The sequence below is a fragment of the Gemmatimonas phototrophica genome, assembly GCF_000695095.2.
GTDB lineage: Bacteria > Gemmatimonadota > Gemmatimonadetes > Gemmatimonadales > Gemmatimonadaceae > Gemmatimonas > Gemmatimonas phototrophica.
In genome coordinates this window covers 3,910,943-3,925,641 of sequence record NZ_CP011454.1, presented here as the reverse complement: position 1 = coordinate 3,925,641, position 14,699 = coordinate 3,910,943, and the positions used below count along the sequence as shown (strand labels likewise).

The 14,699-nt window shown below is 64.4% G+C and carries 11 protein-coding genes; 5 read left to right on the top strand and 6 right to left on the bottom strand.

The window, feature by feature from the left end; all coding sequences use genetic code 11:
• Positions 1-4: 4 nt before the first annotated feature.
• A complete protein-coding gene (locus GEMMAAP_RS16580) occupies positions 5-565 on the top strand; it encodes a fasciclin domain-containing protein (protein ID WP_202969155.1) in 561 nt (186 codons plus the stop codon).
• Positions 566-599: 34 nt separating this feature from the next.
• Here the strand turns inward: GEMMAAP_RS16580 and GEMMAAP_RS16575 are convergent, their stop codons facing one another.
• Positions 600-2,054, bottom strand: a complete 1,455-nt coding sequence (locus tag GEMMAAP_RS16575) for a nitronate monooxygenase (RefSeq protein WP_026848312.1) — start codon at positions 2,052-2,054, stop codon at positions 600-602.
• A 270-nt stretch (positions 2,055-2,324) separates the two neighbouring features.
• Here GEMMAAP_RS16575 and GEMMAAP_RS16570 point away from each other — a divergent pair, with 270 nt between their 5' ends.
• Positions 2,325-3,221, top strand: coding sequence for a serine hydrolase (locus tag GEMMAAP_RS16570; RefSeq protein WP_075071552.1), 897 nt, complete (start codon positions 2,325-2,327; stop codon positions 3,219-3,221).
• A gap of 11 nt (positions 3,222-3,232) precedes the next feature.
• Here GEMMAAP_RS16570 and GEMMAAP_RS16565 read toward each other — a convergent pair whose 3' ends face one another.
• Positions 3,233-3,655, bottom strand: a complete 423-nt coding sequence (locus GEMMAAP_RS16565) for a hypothetical protein (protein WP_026848314.1) — start codon at positions 3,653-3,655, stop codon at positions 3,233-3,235.
• 11 nt (positions 3,656-3,666) lie between these two features.
• Positions 3,667-4,929, bottom strand: coding sequence for a glucose-1-phosphate adenylyltransferase (gene glgC / locus GEMMAAP_RS16560; RefSeq protein WP_026848315.1), 1,263 nt, complete (start codon positions 4,927-4,929; stop codon positions 3,667-3,669).
• Positions 4,930-5,023: 94 nt separating this feature from the next.
• On the opposite strand from glgC, the gene glgA reads away from it, so the two are divergent.
• The gene (gene glgA / locus GEMMAAP_RS16555; RefSeq protein WP_026848316.1) at positions 5,024-6,463 is read left to right on the top strand and encodes a glycogen synthase GlgA; all 1,440 of its coding nucleotides are present in this window, start codon (positions 5,024-5,026) and stop codon (positions 6,461-6,463) included.
• Between the two features lie 110 nt (positions 6,464-6,573).
• Here glgA and GEMMAAP_RS16550 read toward each other — a convergent pair whose 3' ends face one another.
• Genes GEMMAAP_RS16550 through rfaD form a run of 3 tightly spaced genes read right to left on the bottom strand, consistent with a single transcriptional unit; the run spans position 6,574 to position 9,882 of the window.
• The gene (locus GEMMAAP_RS16550; protein ID WP_053333607.1) at positions 6,574-7,344 is read right to left on the bottom strand and encodes an amino acid ABC transporter ATP-binding protein; all 771 of its coding nucleotides are present in this window, start codon (positions 7,342-7,344) and stop codon (positions 6,574-6,576) included.
• Positions 7,344-8,813, bottom strand: a complete 1,470-nt coding sequence (locus GEMMAAP_RS16545; RefSeq protein WP_053333608.1) for an ABC transporter permease subunit — start codon at positions 8,811-8,813, stop codon at positions 7,344-7,346. Before GEMMAAP_RS16545 ends, GEMMAAP_RS16550 begins: the two co-directional genes overlap by 1 nt.
• A 43-nt stretch (positions 8,814-8,856) precedes the next feature.
• Complete coding sequence (gene rfaD / locus GEMMAAP_RS16540; RefSeq protein ID WP_053333609.1) at positions 8,857-9,882, bottom strand: ADP-glyceromanno-heptose 6-epimerase; 1,026 nt, start codon at positions 9,880-9,882, stop codon at positions 8,857-8,859.
• 137 nt (positions 9,883-10,019) lie between these two features.
• On the opposite strand from rfaD, the gene GEMMAAP_RS16535 reads away from it, so the two are divergent.
• Positions 10,020-13,097, top strand: a complete 3,078-nt coding sequence (locus GEMMAAP_RS16535) for a SusC/RagA family TonB-linked outer membrane protein (RefSeq protein ID WP_026848319.1) — start codon at positions 10,020-10,022, stop codon at positions 13,095-13,097.
• 23 nt (positions 13,098-13,120) lie between these two features.
• A complete protein-coding gene (locus GEMMAAP_RS16530) occupies positions 13,121-14,695 on the top strand; it encodes a RagB/SusD family nutrient uptake outer membrane protein (RefSeq protein ID WP_026848320.1) in 1,575 nt (524 codons plus the stop codon).
• Positions 14,696-14,699 lie beyond the last annotated feature (4 nt).

The following is a 14,699-nucleotide window of genomic DNA, read 5'->3' as shown; positions in this document are numbered from 1 at the left end:
GCCCATGTCTATGCGCCATGTTGTCCGCCTGCTGTCCCGTGCGGCGGCCCTTGCTGCTCTCGTACTCGTTGCCCGTCCGTCCGTCAGTGCTGCGCAGCACCCGGCGCGCGGCCCCAACATTCCTCAGGTCGCACGCACCGCGGGGCAGTTCAGCACGTTGCTCGCAGCCGTCGATGCGGCCGGGCTCACGGAAACGCTCATCGGTCGCGGCCCCTTCACGTTATTCGCGCCTACAGACGAAGCCTTCAAGCGCCTGCCCAACGGCACCGTCACCGATCTGCTCAAGCCGGAGAATCGCGAAAAACTCGTCACGCTGCTCACGTACCACGTGTTGCCGGGGCGCGTTACCGCAGCGCAGGCGCGCACCGTGTCCAGCGCAGAAACGGTGGCCAATCAAAAGGTGCAGCTGCGTGATGTGGACGGCGAGTTGCGCGTGAACAACGCCGTGGTGCGCATTGCCGACATTCCCGCGAGCAACGGTCTCATTCACGTGATTGATCGCGTGCTCATGCCGCAGGCGCCGCCGTGCGACAACAACAGCAGCAGCGCGCGGCGTGGCTGGTGAGTACCGCGCGCCGGCCATGGTCCGTGTCGTGACCCTACGCCGTCGCGACCAGGGTGCCGTGCAATAACCACTCGAGAACCTCACCGGCGGTGTAGCCCTCCGGTGAGGCGAAGTGGGCCAGCGAGGCCAGGTCGTCTCCACTCGTGACAAGCGGTGGTTCCACGTGGCCATCGCGCTCCTGCGCCAGCCCCACGTCGGCCAGCAACCCGTTGCAAAGGCACCGGCGTCCATCGGTGTCGCAGAAGGTGCCACCCTTTTGCATGTACGTGTTCACCGGTTCTGCTGCGCACCGATAAATCATCCGGCCATCGTCCCGCTTCACCGCTTCACGCAAATAGCCCAGGTCGCAAATGCGTTCGCGTTCGGCGGCGTCCTGCTCGTGGCCAGGGAGCTGCACCACCTTGAACGGATATCCGGTGGGCGAGGCCCGTGGGTCGGTGCGCACTTCCACCGTGCCGCTCAGTACTCCGCGTAGCGTTTCCTGCTTGATATCCGGGGCCAACCCCGATTCGTCGCAGAAGGCGAACAGGGTTCCCACCTGAATGCCGGCCGCGCCGGCCGCGCGAGCGGCGCACAGCCCATCGGGAGTGCCCACGCCACCGGCCACCCAGAAGGGCAGCCCCAGCTCCGCGAGCTTGACCAGATCCACCGCATCGCGTTCCCCGTAAATGGGCTGACCTAGCGCATCCAGCTGCATGGCGCCGCGTGGGGGCGCATTGTGCCCGCCCGCCGTGGGGCCCTCAACCACAAACCCATCCACCCGGCCGTTGGACTTGCGCGCCAGTGTCGCGGCCAGCGAAACCGCCGAGACCACAGGGTAGAAGTGCGGGCGGCGCAACGGCGTGGCCGGAAGCGTCCCCTCCGGCCAGATCTCTGCCGGGTCGAAGGTGAGCCACTCGGCGTCGTCGCGGGCCAGCCCCTCCACGTCAAAACGCAGCGTGGCCTTGCGGTGCGAAGCGAGTGCGTCGAGCGCGCCGGGAATCTCGCGCGGAATACCGGCGCCCATGATCACGGTAGCCACACCCGCCAGCATCGCGCCGTACAGCGTGGGCAAATTGGGCATCTGCACCTTCGTCAGCAGATTCATCCCCACGTCGTTCTCGTGTCCCTCGCGTGCCAGCCACGTTTCCACGAAGCCTGCCGCCACGGTCACGCGCTGACGCGCACTGCTCACTACCTGCTTGTACATGGGGAGCAGATGGTACGGAGCACCCGGTGCCCGTCCTTCCGGCAGGAAGTAGCGCCGCAGCAACTCGTCGGCGATCCCGGGAATGGGGAAGTGGGCGAGGGCTCGCCGCATGTGACCGCCCGGATCGCCATCCTGCAAACGACGCACGAGGACGGTGTCGATGACAGTTCCCGATACCACCCCCAACTGGCCGAGGCGCGACACGGCGTTGGCCAGCCGCCAGTTGGATACGCCGATGCCCATGCCCCCCTGAATGATCTGGGGGAGCGTCGGGGGCGAAGTGGTCTCGGTGGTCACCATGGTCGGGCTGGGATGAAGGCACGGGAGAGGCAGCCCGATGCGGTCGGGGCTATCCACTGCAATGTGGACCGACAGGTGCAGGTTCTGTAATTCGTGAAACGCCCGACGCCTTTGTAGGGGAACGGGTGACGGCGCGGTGTCGGCGACATAGGGGGCGTTCGATCTCACGTGTCTCTTGGGCAGCAGGGGGGAAACCGCTTCGACTGTTGAGGGACAGGCCGGAGCGGAAAACGGGGAGCGAGGCGCTGAGGGAACCTCTAAGTTCCCGGCATGCGACTCCTCCCCGTTCTTGCTTGCGTGGGCCTGCTGGCCGGCGCCCTTCCTGGTGCGCCAGCCGCCGCGCAATCCCTAGCGACCCTCCGCCGCACCATCGACAGCATTGCCGACGGGCACCGCGGCGTGGTGGGCTACAGCATCACCAATCTCGAAACGAACGAGCATCTGGAGCGACGCGGCGACGAGCCGTTCTCCACCGCGTCGCTGATCAAGGTGCCTATTCTGGTGGCGCTGTTTGATCTGGCCGAGCAGCAACAGCTGTCGCTTGAGGATCCCGTGGTGCTTACGGCCATCGACAAGGTGGGCGGTGCCGGCCAGCTGCAGTACCTGCGCACGCCGCTCACGCTGCGGCTGTGGGACGCCGCGTGGCTCATGACCACGTTGAGCGACAATACGGCCACCAATCTGGTACTCGACCGCATCAAGATCCGGCGCGTCTGGCAGAAAATGGAAGCGTTGGGCTTGCCGCGCACCAAGGTGCACTCGGGGAGCATGACCCGCATTGCCAGTGTGGCCCCCGACAGTTCGGCCAAGTACGGACTGGGCGTTACTACGCCCAATGAAATGGCGCAACTCTTTACGCTGTTGGCGCATGGCAAGGCGGTCAGTCCGCGGGCCGACTCCGTAATGCTGGATATCCTCGAGCACAACGAAGACGACTCGAAGCTCATGCGCTTCAATTACGGCGTGCGCGCGGCGCACAAAACTGGTGACGTGGATCAGTCACGCACGGACTGTGGCGTCCTTTATCTGCCGGCGCGTGTGGTGGCGTGCGTGCTCACGAGGGAGAACGTGGATAAACGCTATTGGACCGATTCGGAAGGGAATGCGGTCATCGCGCGAATTGGACAAGCGGTTGCCGCGCACTGGACGCCCGTCGCGCCACGGTAACACGTCGGATTCTACTGCGGCGCCACCTGTGAATACATCTGGCTTTGGCTGAGGGTGCCGTTTGCGGTCTGGATCACATCGAGCCGGGCAATAACGCCAGGGCCCATCTGCACGGTGGGGCTGATCCACGAATACCGGCCCCCCACCGAACGCACCTGCACCGACAGCATGCTGCCGGGCTGCAGTTCCGTCACCGGCACCTTGATGGTCTGCGTTGAATTGCCAGTCACGGTGGCCAGTCGGCGCCCCTGGGTCTGCCCAGAGCGCACCGAATAGATGTTCACATCGTAGAACCCGCGATTGTTGGCAATGAGAATGACGGACGGCTGTCCCGAGCCGGACGCCCCTTTGCTGAAGCAGGCCGTGGTGCCAGCCAGCGCCCCCAGGAGCAGCAGGAGCGCCGAGCGGCGTGAGGTCCGTCGTGACGTGGACATGACAGCAGGGATCAGAGAGAAAGTCGGTCAATCATGGGCTGCGTAATCAGCACGACGCCCTTGTCGCTGCGGCGAAACCGGGCGCCGTCCAACGCCGGGTCTTCGCCCACAATCAGCCCCGGAGGAATTCGTACCCCACGATCCACCACGACGTTCGTCAGGCGGGCACCACGCCCCACATCCACGTCGGGCTGCAGCACTGCGCCGTCGAGATGGGCATAGGAGTGGATGCGCACGTTGGTGAACATCAGCGAGCGGAACACGGCGGCGCCCGACACAATGCACCCGCCGGAAATCAGGGAGTCGAGCGCAAAGCCACGACGCCCTTCTTCCGCGTGCACAAACTTGGCCGGGGGCGTAATCTCGCCGTACGTCCAGATGGGCCAGTCGTGGTCGTACATGTCCAGCCCGGGGAGCACCGACGTGAGGTCGATGTTGGCTTCCCAGTAGGCATCAATGGTGCCCACGTCCCGCCAGTACGCCTCGCTTTCCCGCGACGCCTTCACGCACGAGTCACTGAACCGGTGGGCCACGGCCTTGCCGTTGGCGACCACATACGGAATGAGATCCTTGCCGAAGTCGTGCGTCGTGTGCGGATCCACGGCGTCGCGTCGCAGCAGGTCGGCCAGAAAGCTCGTCTTGAAGACATAAATGCCCATGCTGGCGAGGGCCATGTCGGGATTGCCGGGGATGCCCGGCGGGTCAGCCGGTTTCTCGAGGAAGTGCACGATGCGGTCGTGCTCGTCCACGTGCATCACGCCAAAGCCGGTGGCCTCCATGCGCGGCACTTCCAGTACCCCCACCGTGACATCGGCTCCCTGCGCCACATGCTGCTGCAGCATGAGCTCGTAGTCCATCTTGTAGATATGGTCGCCTGCCAGAATGACCATGTACTCCGGGTGGTACGCCTCGATGATATCGAGATTCTGGTACACGGCGTCCGCGGTGCCTTCGTACCACTGCGTTTCACTCACCCGCTGCGACGCCGGCAGAATGTCGAAGCTTTCGTTGCGCTCCGGGCGCAGGAAGTTCCAGCCGCGCTGCAAATGGCGGATGAGGCTGTGCGCCTTGTACTGGGTCGCCACACCAATGCGGCGGATCCCTGAGTTGATGGCATTGGACAGCGCGAAGTCGATGATGCGCGTCTTGCCGCCAAAGTACACGGCGGGCTTGGCCCGGCGGTCGGTCAACTCATACAGGCGTGACCCGCGCCCTCCGGCGAGCACATAGGCCATGGCGTGACGGGAGAGCGTTCCGCGGGTATACGGCGTCATGCGAGATCCTTCTCCAACTCTGAGGGCAGGGGTGGGGAGCAACCAGGCTCCGCGACATTTTGCGTCACGCGCGTGCTTCGCGTAAGGTAGGGGGATGAACGTTCTCTTTGTGGCGGCCGAAGTGGCCCCGTTTGTAAAGACTGGCGGTCTGGCCGATGTGGCCGGCGCCCTGCCGGCGGCCCTCCGGGCGGCCGGTCATGACGTGCGCGTGGTGATGCCGCGCTACCGCTCCCTCCGGGAACAGGGCGTTCCCATGGCGGGGCCCATAGGGGCGTCGTTCCTGCCGGTGGGGGTGCGCGCCGAGGAACAGCGCATCTGGCGGGCCACGGGGAGCGAGACCCCAGTCTATTTCCTCGACATTCCCGCCGCCTTTGAACGGGCCGCGGTGTATGGCGAGCCCGACGATGCCCGGCGCTTCATCCTCTTTGCCCGCGGCGTCATGGATTGTCTGCAGCACCTGCGCGAGGTGGACGGCTGGCAGCCCGATGTGGTGCACTGTCACGACTGGCACGCGGCGCTGGTGATCAACTACCTCAAGAGTTACTACGCCTACACCTTCGGCCACATCGCCACGGTGTTCACCATCCACAACCTGGCCTATCAGGGACAGGTCCATCCGGACGTGGCGCAGCTGGCCGGTCTCGCCGAGGGCGGGCTGGTGGAAAACGGGATGGGGCCGGGGATCGCCAATTCGTTCAACATCATGGCGCGCGGCATTTTGTACGCCGACGTGGTGAGCACCGTGAGTCCGACCTACGCCCGGGAAATTCTCACCACCGAGTACGGTGAACGGCTGGACGGGCTGCTGCGCAGCAAGCAGGATCGTGTGGTGGGAATTTTGAACGGCATCGATACCACGGTGTTCGACCCGCAGACGGACAGACAGCTGGCGGCCCCCTACGGGGCTGGCGACATGGCGGGCAAGGCGGCGTGCAAAGCCGCGCTGCAGCAGCGGTGCGGGCTGGCGGTCGACCCGCAGCGCCCCGTGCTCGGGATCGTGTCCCGCCTGGTGGAGCAGAAGGGGCTCGATCTGCTGCACAAGATCCTGCCGTGGCTGCTGCGCGAGACGGACGCGCAGCTGGTGGTACTGGGCTCCGGGCAGCCGTATCTGCAGGAGGCCTTCCTGCGGCACGGTGAGCAGCATGGTGACCGGGTGGCGGTGCGCATTGGCTTCGACGCGGCGCTGGCGCAGCAGATCTACGCCGGCAGCGATGCGTTTCTCATGCCTTCACGCTTCGAGCCGTGCGGGCTGGGGCAACTCATTGCCTTGCGCTACGGCACCGTCCCCATTGTGCGCGCCACCGGTGGGCTCGTGGACACGGTACGCGAAGGGCTGGAGGGCAACGGGTTTGTCTTTCACCGCTACGACCCCAAGGACTTCGGCGACGCCATCTGGCGCGCGCTGCAATGCTACCGTGACCCCGCCTCATGGGCGGTCGTGCGGGAACGCGGCATGAGAGAGGACCACTCGTGGACCACGGCCGCCCGGCAGTACGCGGGCGTATACACGTGGGCGACGCAGTTGATACGGTAACTGCGTCATGGGTTACGAGTTATCAGGTTACCGAGTTAACGCGGTAACCGCAGTTCCCGCAGTTACTCGGTAACCCGATGACTCATAACCCATAACGCTTTTACGCGCGTCTACTGCGCGTCTACCGCCATGAGCTTGCGCGTCTCCTCGTGCCTTGGCGTGTCGAGGACTTGGGTAACAGCCCCCCGCTCCACGACCACTCCGTCTGCTAGCACGGCTGCGGTGTCGGCAACGGCGCGCGCAAACGCGAGGTCGTGGGTGGTGATCAGCAGACTGCGCCCTTGCGCGGCGAGCGCCCGCAGTGTGTCCGCGAGTGCGCCGCGACGCGCGGGATCGAGGGCGGCGGTGGGTTCGTCCATGAGCAACACGGGCGGGTCGAGCGCCAACGCCCGCGCAATGGCCACCCGCTGCGCTTCGCCACCGGAGATCTGCGACGGATACGCCTGCGCGCGGTGCACCACGCCCAGCGAGTCCAGCAAGGCCATGGCGACCTCTGCCGCCTGTGCTGGCGATTGAGCCAGGGCATGACGCGGCGCCAGCGCCACGTTCTGCTGCACCGTGAGATGCGTAAACAGGGCGTGCTGCTGAAACACCATGCCCACCTTGCGGCGGAAATTGCGGAGCGCCGACTCCTGCGGTACCGGCCCCGGCGTGAGCGCCACCCCATCAATCACAATGCGCCCTGCCTGGAAAGGCTCGAGCGCCACGGCGGCTCGCAGGACCGTGCTCTTGCCCGCCCCGGAGACGCCCATCAGCGCGCAAATCTCACCCGCTTGCAGCGACAGCGACACCTCCTGCAGCACATCACGGGCTATGCCGTCGTGCGTGCGCGTCAGACGCAGCCCTTCAATGGTCAGCACGGAACGGGACACCGGCGTCATCAGCGCACACTCCAGCGCGCTTCCAGGGCGCGCGCCATCCGCGACAGGGGCAGCGACATGGCGAGATACATGGCCGCGCACAGCAGCCCCGGCACAAACCAGCTGCCAATGTTGGTGGCGTAAATCGCCGTCTGCTTGGTGAGCTCCACCACCGTAATCACACTCACCAGCGACGAGTCCTTCAGCAGCGCCACAAAATCATTGGTCATGGGCGCCAGCGCGAGCCGCAGCGCTTGCGGGGCGCGAATCAGCCGGAAGATTTGCCACTCCGATAACCCCAGGGTGCGCCCAGCCTCCAGCTGCGCCCGCGGAATGGCCAGCAGGGCACTGCGATAGATCTCCGACTCGTACGCCGCGTAGTTGAGCCCCAATCCAATGATCGCGGCCAGCAGCGCCGGCAGGGCTATAAAGGCGCTCAGTCCGTAGTACAGCACGAACAGCTGCAGCAGCACCGGCGTGCCGCGCACCACTTCCACGTAGCCGCTCAGCAGCATCCGGGTGGCCGCATTCCCGTACACGCGTCCGGCCGCAATGCCGACGCCCAGCAACACGGCCAGCAGCATGGCCGCGAACGAAATGCCGAGGGTAATGCCCGCTGCGCGAGTCAGCGCGGGCAGATAGGAGAAGACGGTTGTCGCACCCGCCACCACCGGCCGTCCCCGGGCTACTCCCGCACTGTCCGACAACAAACGCTGCTGGTAGGCGGCCTGCTGAGCATCCCACACCCCCCACCGCCGGAACATTGCCGCCAGCGTCCCGTCGCGGAGCCCCGCCCGCAAAATGGCATCGGCGGAATCGCGGAGCGCTGTATTCCGCTTGGCGAATACAGCGACGTAGTGGCCAACGGCAATCGTTCCCGGCTGAATCACAAAGCCCGGGGTCCGTTTGAGCGCCCGTTCAGCAATCACATGATCCAACAGCACCGCGTCCACGCGTCCCTCGAGGAGGTCCGTATACGGGTGCACATCGTCGTCGTACGACACGGGCACCACCCCGTCGGCGCGCTGCGCGTCGAGCAGCAGTCGATACGCCTGCGTGGCGCCCAGCGTCGCCACCCGTTTGCCGGCCAGATCGCCCAGCGTGTGATAGCGGGTCGTGTCTGCCGGCCGCACCGCCAGCACCTCGCGGAACTCGAAATAGGGCAGACTGACCGCGTAGCGCTCGCGCAGCTCTGGACGGTCTTCGAGCCCCGACAGTCCCAGCGCAAAGTCCCCGCGCTCCACCGACTGTTCAATGTTGGCCCATGCCACCTGCACAAACTGCGGCGTCCGCCCCAGCCCCCGGGCCAGCTGCTCGACGATCTCCACGTCGAAGCCGCGCACACGCGCCGGGTCTGCGGGGTCGGCCTCCACAAAAGGCGCCCCGCCCTCGGCGTCGCCGCCCCACCGCAGTACGGTGGACGGCGCCGACGAGGGAGAGGCGCAGGCAGCCAGCAGCAGGGCGCACGCGAGGAAAAGGTGGCGGAGCACGCCGGAATGTATCGGCCCGAACGCTCTGCCGTTCAACGACCGCTCAATCACCCAGGCGGTGATCCCCTACGAGATACCCCTGCACGTAATCGCGGACTGCATCGGCCAGCGGCGTGACAGCCGCGGTGTATCCGGTGGCCCGCAGCTTGGCGATCTCCGCCTGCGTGTGGTACTGGTATTTGGCGCGAATGCTCTCCGGCATCTCGATGAAGTCAATCACTGGCGCCTTGCCCAGGGCGGTAAAGAGCGCCCCCGTGAGCTCCAGCCAGGTGTGTGCCTCACCGCTGCCAATGTTGTACAGCCCACCGGCCTCCGGCGACATGGCGAGGTGCAACGTCATTGCGATGGCATCTTTGATATACAGGAAGTCGCGGCGCTGCTCCCCGTCGCGGAAATCCGGGCGGTGCGACTTGAACAGCTTGACGCGCCCGGTCTCCTCGATTTGCCCGAACGCCTTGTGCACCAGAGAGCGCATGTCTGCCTTATGCGCTTCGTTGGGGCCGTACACGTTGAAGTACTTGAGCCCCACGACGTTGGGCAGCACGCCCATGCCCGCCGCATACTGGTCGAACAGGTGCTTGGAATACCCGTAGGCATTGAGCGGCCGCAGACGGGACAAGCCGGCCGTGCTGTTGTCGCGGTCGTCCATTCCCAGCGCCCCGTCGCCGTACGTGGCGGCGCTGGACGCATAGACAAACCGCACCTCATGCCCCAGCGCCCAGTGCGCCAGATGCTTGGTGTAGGCGAAGTTGTTCTGCGCGAGATAGGTCGCGTCCAACTCGGTGGTCGCCGAGCAGGCTCCCAGATGCAGCACGAGGTCAAAATGCCCCAGCGCGCCGCTGGTGAGTGGGGCCATGAGGTCGTCCGCCTCGAGGTAATCTTCGAACCGTAGCGGCACGAGGTTGCGCCACTTTTCGTCCCGGCCAAGGCGGTCGGTGACCACAATGCGTTCCACGCCCAGCTGGTTCAGTGCCCAGACGAGGGCACTGCCAATGAAGCCGGCACCACCGGTGACAAGCACGCGGGAGGGCAGGCGCGGAGGAAGGGCGGGGAGGGGAAGCGAAGACATCGCGGCAGCGGCGGGTTGTGTCATCTGGGGGTGTGATTGCCTCCGTGGGACGGGAGGCACGGCGCTGGGATAAGAGTAGCGCGCCGCGCGGTTAAGTAGTAAGGTTGGCCATCTACCCACCCTTACGCCCCAGCCACATGCACACTCGCATCCACGCGGTGTTGCTGGCCACCTTCCTTGCTGCGTCCAGTCTTGACGCGCAGCAGCGGACCGTGACCGGCACTGTGACGCGCGATGGCTCTGTCCCTCTCTCCGGCGTTTCCGTCGTGGTGAAGGGAACCAGCCAGATCACGCAGACCAACACACGCGGTACCTATTCCATTACCGTCACCCAGGGGCAGACGCTCCAGTTCCGTCTCATCGGCTACGTGCCGCAGGAACGGTTGGTGGGCACGGCGGCGACGATCAACATCGAACTGGAAAAGAACGCCGCCAACCTCGATGCCATGGTGGTGACGGCCCTTGGCCAGACGGCCACCAAGCGAAGCCTCGGTAGCGCCCAGCAAACCGTGAGCGGGCCGGAAATCGCCCAGACCGGTCGCGAAAACTTCATCAACGCCCTGGCTGGTCGTGTGGCAGGTGTCGATGTGACCAGCAGCTCCGGCGTGCCCGGCTCCTCGTCCAGCATCACCATTCGCGGTGTGAGCTCCATCAGCGGCAGCAACCAGCCGCTCATGATTGTCGACGGCTTGCCGCTCGACAACAAGACGCTCAACACGGGCGTACTGGCCTCTGATGCGCCGGGATCGGCGACCGCCTTCAGCAATCGTGGCGTAGACTTTACCAACCGCGCCGCCGACATCAATCCTGAGGATATTGAAAGCCTCGTGGTGCTGAAGGGCCCGGAAGCCGCCGCTCTGTACGGCATCGACGCCGCCAACGGCGCGATCGTGATTACCACCAGGCGGGGCAAGGCCGGCACCGGGGGCTTCGAGTACAGCAACTGGGTGCGCATGGATGCCACGCGCGCGCAGCCCGAAATTCAGCAGATCTACGGGCCGACCACCAACACCGGTGGCACGCTGGGGTCCTTCCAGTACTTCGGCGCGCCCTATGCAGCCGGTACCCAGTTCTTCGACAACGTGGACGGATTCTTCCGCACCGCGATCTCGCAGCAACATGTGCTCACGTTCAGCGGTGCATCGCCTGACAATCGCGTCAACTACCGCATTTCGGGCAATCTCAACCGCAATAATGGTGTGATCCCCGGGTCGGATCTCACGCGTATAAACCTCACCGGTGCCTCCCAGGCTCAGGTGAACAAGTACCTCAAGGCCGATCTCTCCATGCTGTATATGCAGTCGGAGAACAATCAGCCGGAAAAGGGAGGCAATGGTCCGCTGCTGGGGCTGCTGCTCTGGCCGCAGACGGATGATGCCTCCGACTTCCTGTCGCCGGCCGGCACGCGGCGCCGGATCACGACGTTGGCCGCGAACAGCGAAACGGACAACCCGTATTTCAGCATCAGCCGCAACAAGATTGACGCACGCACCACGCGTTTCTTTCCGAACCTCGGTCTGACCGTCACGCCGTTTTCGTGGGGCTACATTAAGACCAACATCGGCGTTGACAACTATACCAATTCCAACCTCATCGTCCGCCACCCGGAAAGCGCGGTGGGCTTCAACAACAACGGCATTCTGGACAACGCCGTGGACGTGACGCGGAACATCAACACGCAGACGCTCTTCAACATCAACCGTCGGGATGTCGGCAAGAACTTCTCGTTCTCCGGCCTGCTCGGCCACGCGCTGAGCGATTCCAAGTCCACGGTGAACGCCGAAAGCGGCCGCAATTGGCTCGACCCGAACTTCGTGTCCATCAACAACACCGACGTGGCCACCCGTTTTGCGCGCACCACGATCGCGCAGCGTCGCCTCGTGAGTGTCTTCGGGCAGGCGCAGGTGGGGTTCAAGGATCTGTGGTTCGTCACGGTAACCGGCCGCAACGACTGGACCTCCACGATTCCGGTGGAACGCAACTCGTTCTTCTACCCCTCCGTCCAGAGCAGCTTCATTCTTTCGGATGCCGTGCCGGCCATCGGCCGTCACATGACGCTCAAGCTGCGCTCCAGCTGGGCGCAGGTGGGGCGTGATGCTCGCCCGTACGCCTACCGACCGGCACTCGAATCCAAGACGACCACCGGCGGGGGCTATGGCTATGGCTTCACCGGTCCGAATCTTGGCCTCAAGCCGGAGTTCGCCGAGTCGGCCGAAGGGGGCTTTGAAATGTCGATGTTCGACGATCGCCTCGGGCTCGACGCGACGTACTACAGCAAGCAGACGCGCGACCAGATCGTCAATGACATTCGTGGCAGCTACGGCACGGGTTTCATTCTGTTCAACCTGAACGGGGCGCGGACCAAGAACACGGGTGTGGAAGTGGTCGCGCGGGCCATGCCCGTGCGGACGAACAACCTCTCGTGGGAAGTGATTGCCAACTACGAACAGGCCAAGGGCCGCGTAGTGGCGCTGCCCAACGCGCTCCCCGAGTCCTATGTGTCGGACACATGGCTGTACGGCAACATCCGCAACGGGGTCGCGCCCAGGCTGTCCACGCGTTCCATGACCGGCCTGTTCTATCAGCGCAATACCGAAGGCAAGCTGCTCATCGATCCCACCACGGGGCTCCCGATTCGCAGCACGGCGTTCATTGATGCGGGCTACGACCGACAGCCGCTGTGGACGATGGGCGTGACGAACAACATCAAGTACAAGAAGGCCACGATCTCCATGCTGTGGGACTTCCGCCGCGGCGGCGATGTGTTCAACGCCACGCAGCACCTGCTCACGGCGCGCGGCCTGTCCATGCAGACGCTGGATCGCGAAACGCCACGGATCATTCCCGGCGTGCTGCGTGACGGCAAGCAGAATAGCGCCACGCCCACGCCGAACAACATCGTGGTCATTCCGCAGGTGCAGCCGGGCTTCTACACCGCCATGAGCGAAGAGCTGTTTGTGGAGAAGAACATCAACTGGGTGCGCCTGCGTGACATCACGGTGCGCATGGAGCTGCCGGGCAAGTATCTGCAGGCCCGCCGGGCCAGTGCGTTCGTACGCGGCACCGACCTGCTGCTCTTCACCAACTACTCCGGGCTCGACCCCATTGTGAACGGTAACACCGCCGCTGTGGGTGGTTCGGGTGCCGTTGGCATCGACTTCGGCAACTTCCCCATGCCGCGCGGATTCTCGTTCGGCATCACGCTGGGGTACTGATCATGCGCCCTTCACTTCCGACCATGAAAATTGCCCGCGGCGCGCTGCTGGTTGGCGCCCTTGCCGTGACGGCCAGCTGTCAGAACTTCCTGGACGTCAACGAAAATCCGAACGCGCCGCAAACCGTCTCGGCGAATCTCTACCTCGCGCCGATCCTGCACTGGGTGTCCACGTCTGAGCAGTTCGACGGCCGGTTCATTGGCCGCTTCACGCAGAACTGGACCCTGCCATCCGGCGCCACGCTCCCCAGCACCTGGGATCGCATGGGCTACGACCCCTCCAGCGATAACGGCGGACAGCTCTGGCGTGACGTGTACTGGAGCATTGGTCAGAACCTCGTCGACATGAACCGCCTTGCCGGCGCCGAAGAGCGCTGGGACTTGCTCGGAATTGGGCAGGTGATCAAGGCGTGGGGCTGGCTCAAGGTCACCGACGTGCATGGTGAGCTGATCATCAAGGAAGCGTTTGATCAGTCGAAGTTCACGTTCAATTACGACACGCAGGAGTTCGCCTATCAGGAAGTGAACCGCCTGCTCGATTCGGCCATCGCCAACCTGTCGCGCACTGACGGGGCGGTGAACCAGGCGTACTTGTCGCGTTATGATCGTGTGTACGGTGGAGACCGCACGAAGTGGCTCAAGTTCGCATACGGCCTCAAGGGCATGGCGCTGAATCATTTCAGCAACAAGTCCTCGTACAAATCGCAGGACGTGATTGCGGCAATCGACCAGTCGTTCACGAGCAATGCCGACGATGCCTTGCTGCCGTATTCGGGCACCAGCGCCGACAATGCCGACGGTAACTTCTGGGGGCCGCGCCGCGGCAACATCAACAGCTACCGTCAAACGTTGTTCGTCCTCGGGCTGCTCAACGGTACGGCGTTCGGCGGGGTCGTCGATCCGCGGCTTTCACGGATGCTGTCCCCCGCTCCTGATGGCGTGTACCGCGGATGGGATCCGAACAGCGGCGTTACGGCGTTGCCCCTTACGCAGCGTCCCAACAACTTCTTCGGTTCGGTTGGTACCGCCGGTGCCGGGCTCCCGTCGCGCTACCTGTTTGCCGACAAGAGCCGCTTCCCCATCATGACGTATTCGCAGCTGCAGTTCATCAAGGCAGAGGCGGCGTACAAGGCCGGGAACCGGGCCCTGGCACTTGCCGCGTATACCAATGGGGTCTCGTCACACATCGATTTCGTGAACGCGCGCAATACCGACGACGGGCAGGCGGTGACGGCCATCAGTGCGTCCGAAAAGAGTGCCTTCCTGGCGAATGCGAGCATCATTCCTACCGCCGGCAATCTGACGCTTTCGCAGATCATGTCGCAGAAGTACATCGCCCAGTGGGCCTGGGGCCACGTGGAAACGTGGATGGATATGCGTCGCTACAATTACACCGGCCTCGATCCGGTCACGGGTACACAGATCTACCCCGGGTTCTCCACGCCGGCGGTGTTGTTCCCCGACAACAATGGCAAGATCGTGCAGCGTATCCGTGCCCGTTTCAACTCGGAATACGTGTGGAATCGCGACGCCCTCCAGGTCATCGGCGGGCTTGAACTCGATTTCCATACGAAGCCGCTCTGGATCACTCAACCGTAATCAG

Coding starts and splice junctions, on each gene's coding strand:
- GEMMAAP_RS16580 (WP_202969155.1), top strand. CDS start 5: ATGTCTATGCGCCATGTTGTCCGCCTGCTGTCCCGTGCGGCGGCCCTT.
- GEMMAAP_RS16575 (WP_026848312.1), bottom strand. CDS start 2,054: ATGGTGACCACCGAGACCACTTCGCCCCCGACGCTCCCCCAGATCATT.
- GEMMAAP_RS16570 (WP_075071552.1), top strand. CDS start 2,325: ATGCGACTCCTCCCCGTTCTTGCTTGCGTGGGCCTGCTGGCCGGCGCC.
- GEMMAAP_RS16565 (WP_026848314.1), bottom strand. CDS start 3,655: ATGTCCACGTCACGACGGACCTCACGCCGCTCGGCGCTCCTGCTGCTC.
- glgC (WP_026848315.1), bottom strand. CDS start 4,929: ATGACGCCGTATACCCGCGGAACGCTCTCCCGTCACGCCATGGCCTAT.
- glgA (WP_026848316.1), top strand. CDS start 5,024: ATGAACGTTCTCTTTGTGGCGGCCGAAGTGGCCCCGTTTGTAAAGACT.
- GEMMAAP_RS16550 (WP_053333607.1), bottom strand. CDS start 7,344: ATGACGCCGGTGTCCCGTTCCGTGCTGACCATTGAAGGGCTGCGTCTG.
- rfaD (WP_053333609.1), bottom strand. CDS start 9,882: ATGTCTTCGCTTCCCCTCCCCGCCCTTCCTCCGCGCCTGCCCTCCCGC.
- GEMMAAP_RS16535 (WP_026848319.1), top strand. CDS start 10,020: ATGCACACTCGCATCCACGCGGTGTTGCTGGCCACCTTCCTTGCTGCG.
- GEMMAAP_RS16530 (WP_026848320.1), top strand. CDS start 13,121: ATGAAAATTGCCCGCGGCGCGCTGCTGGTTGGCGCCCTTGCCGTGACG.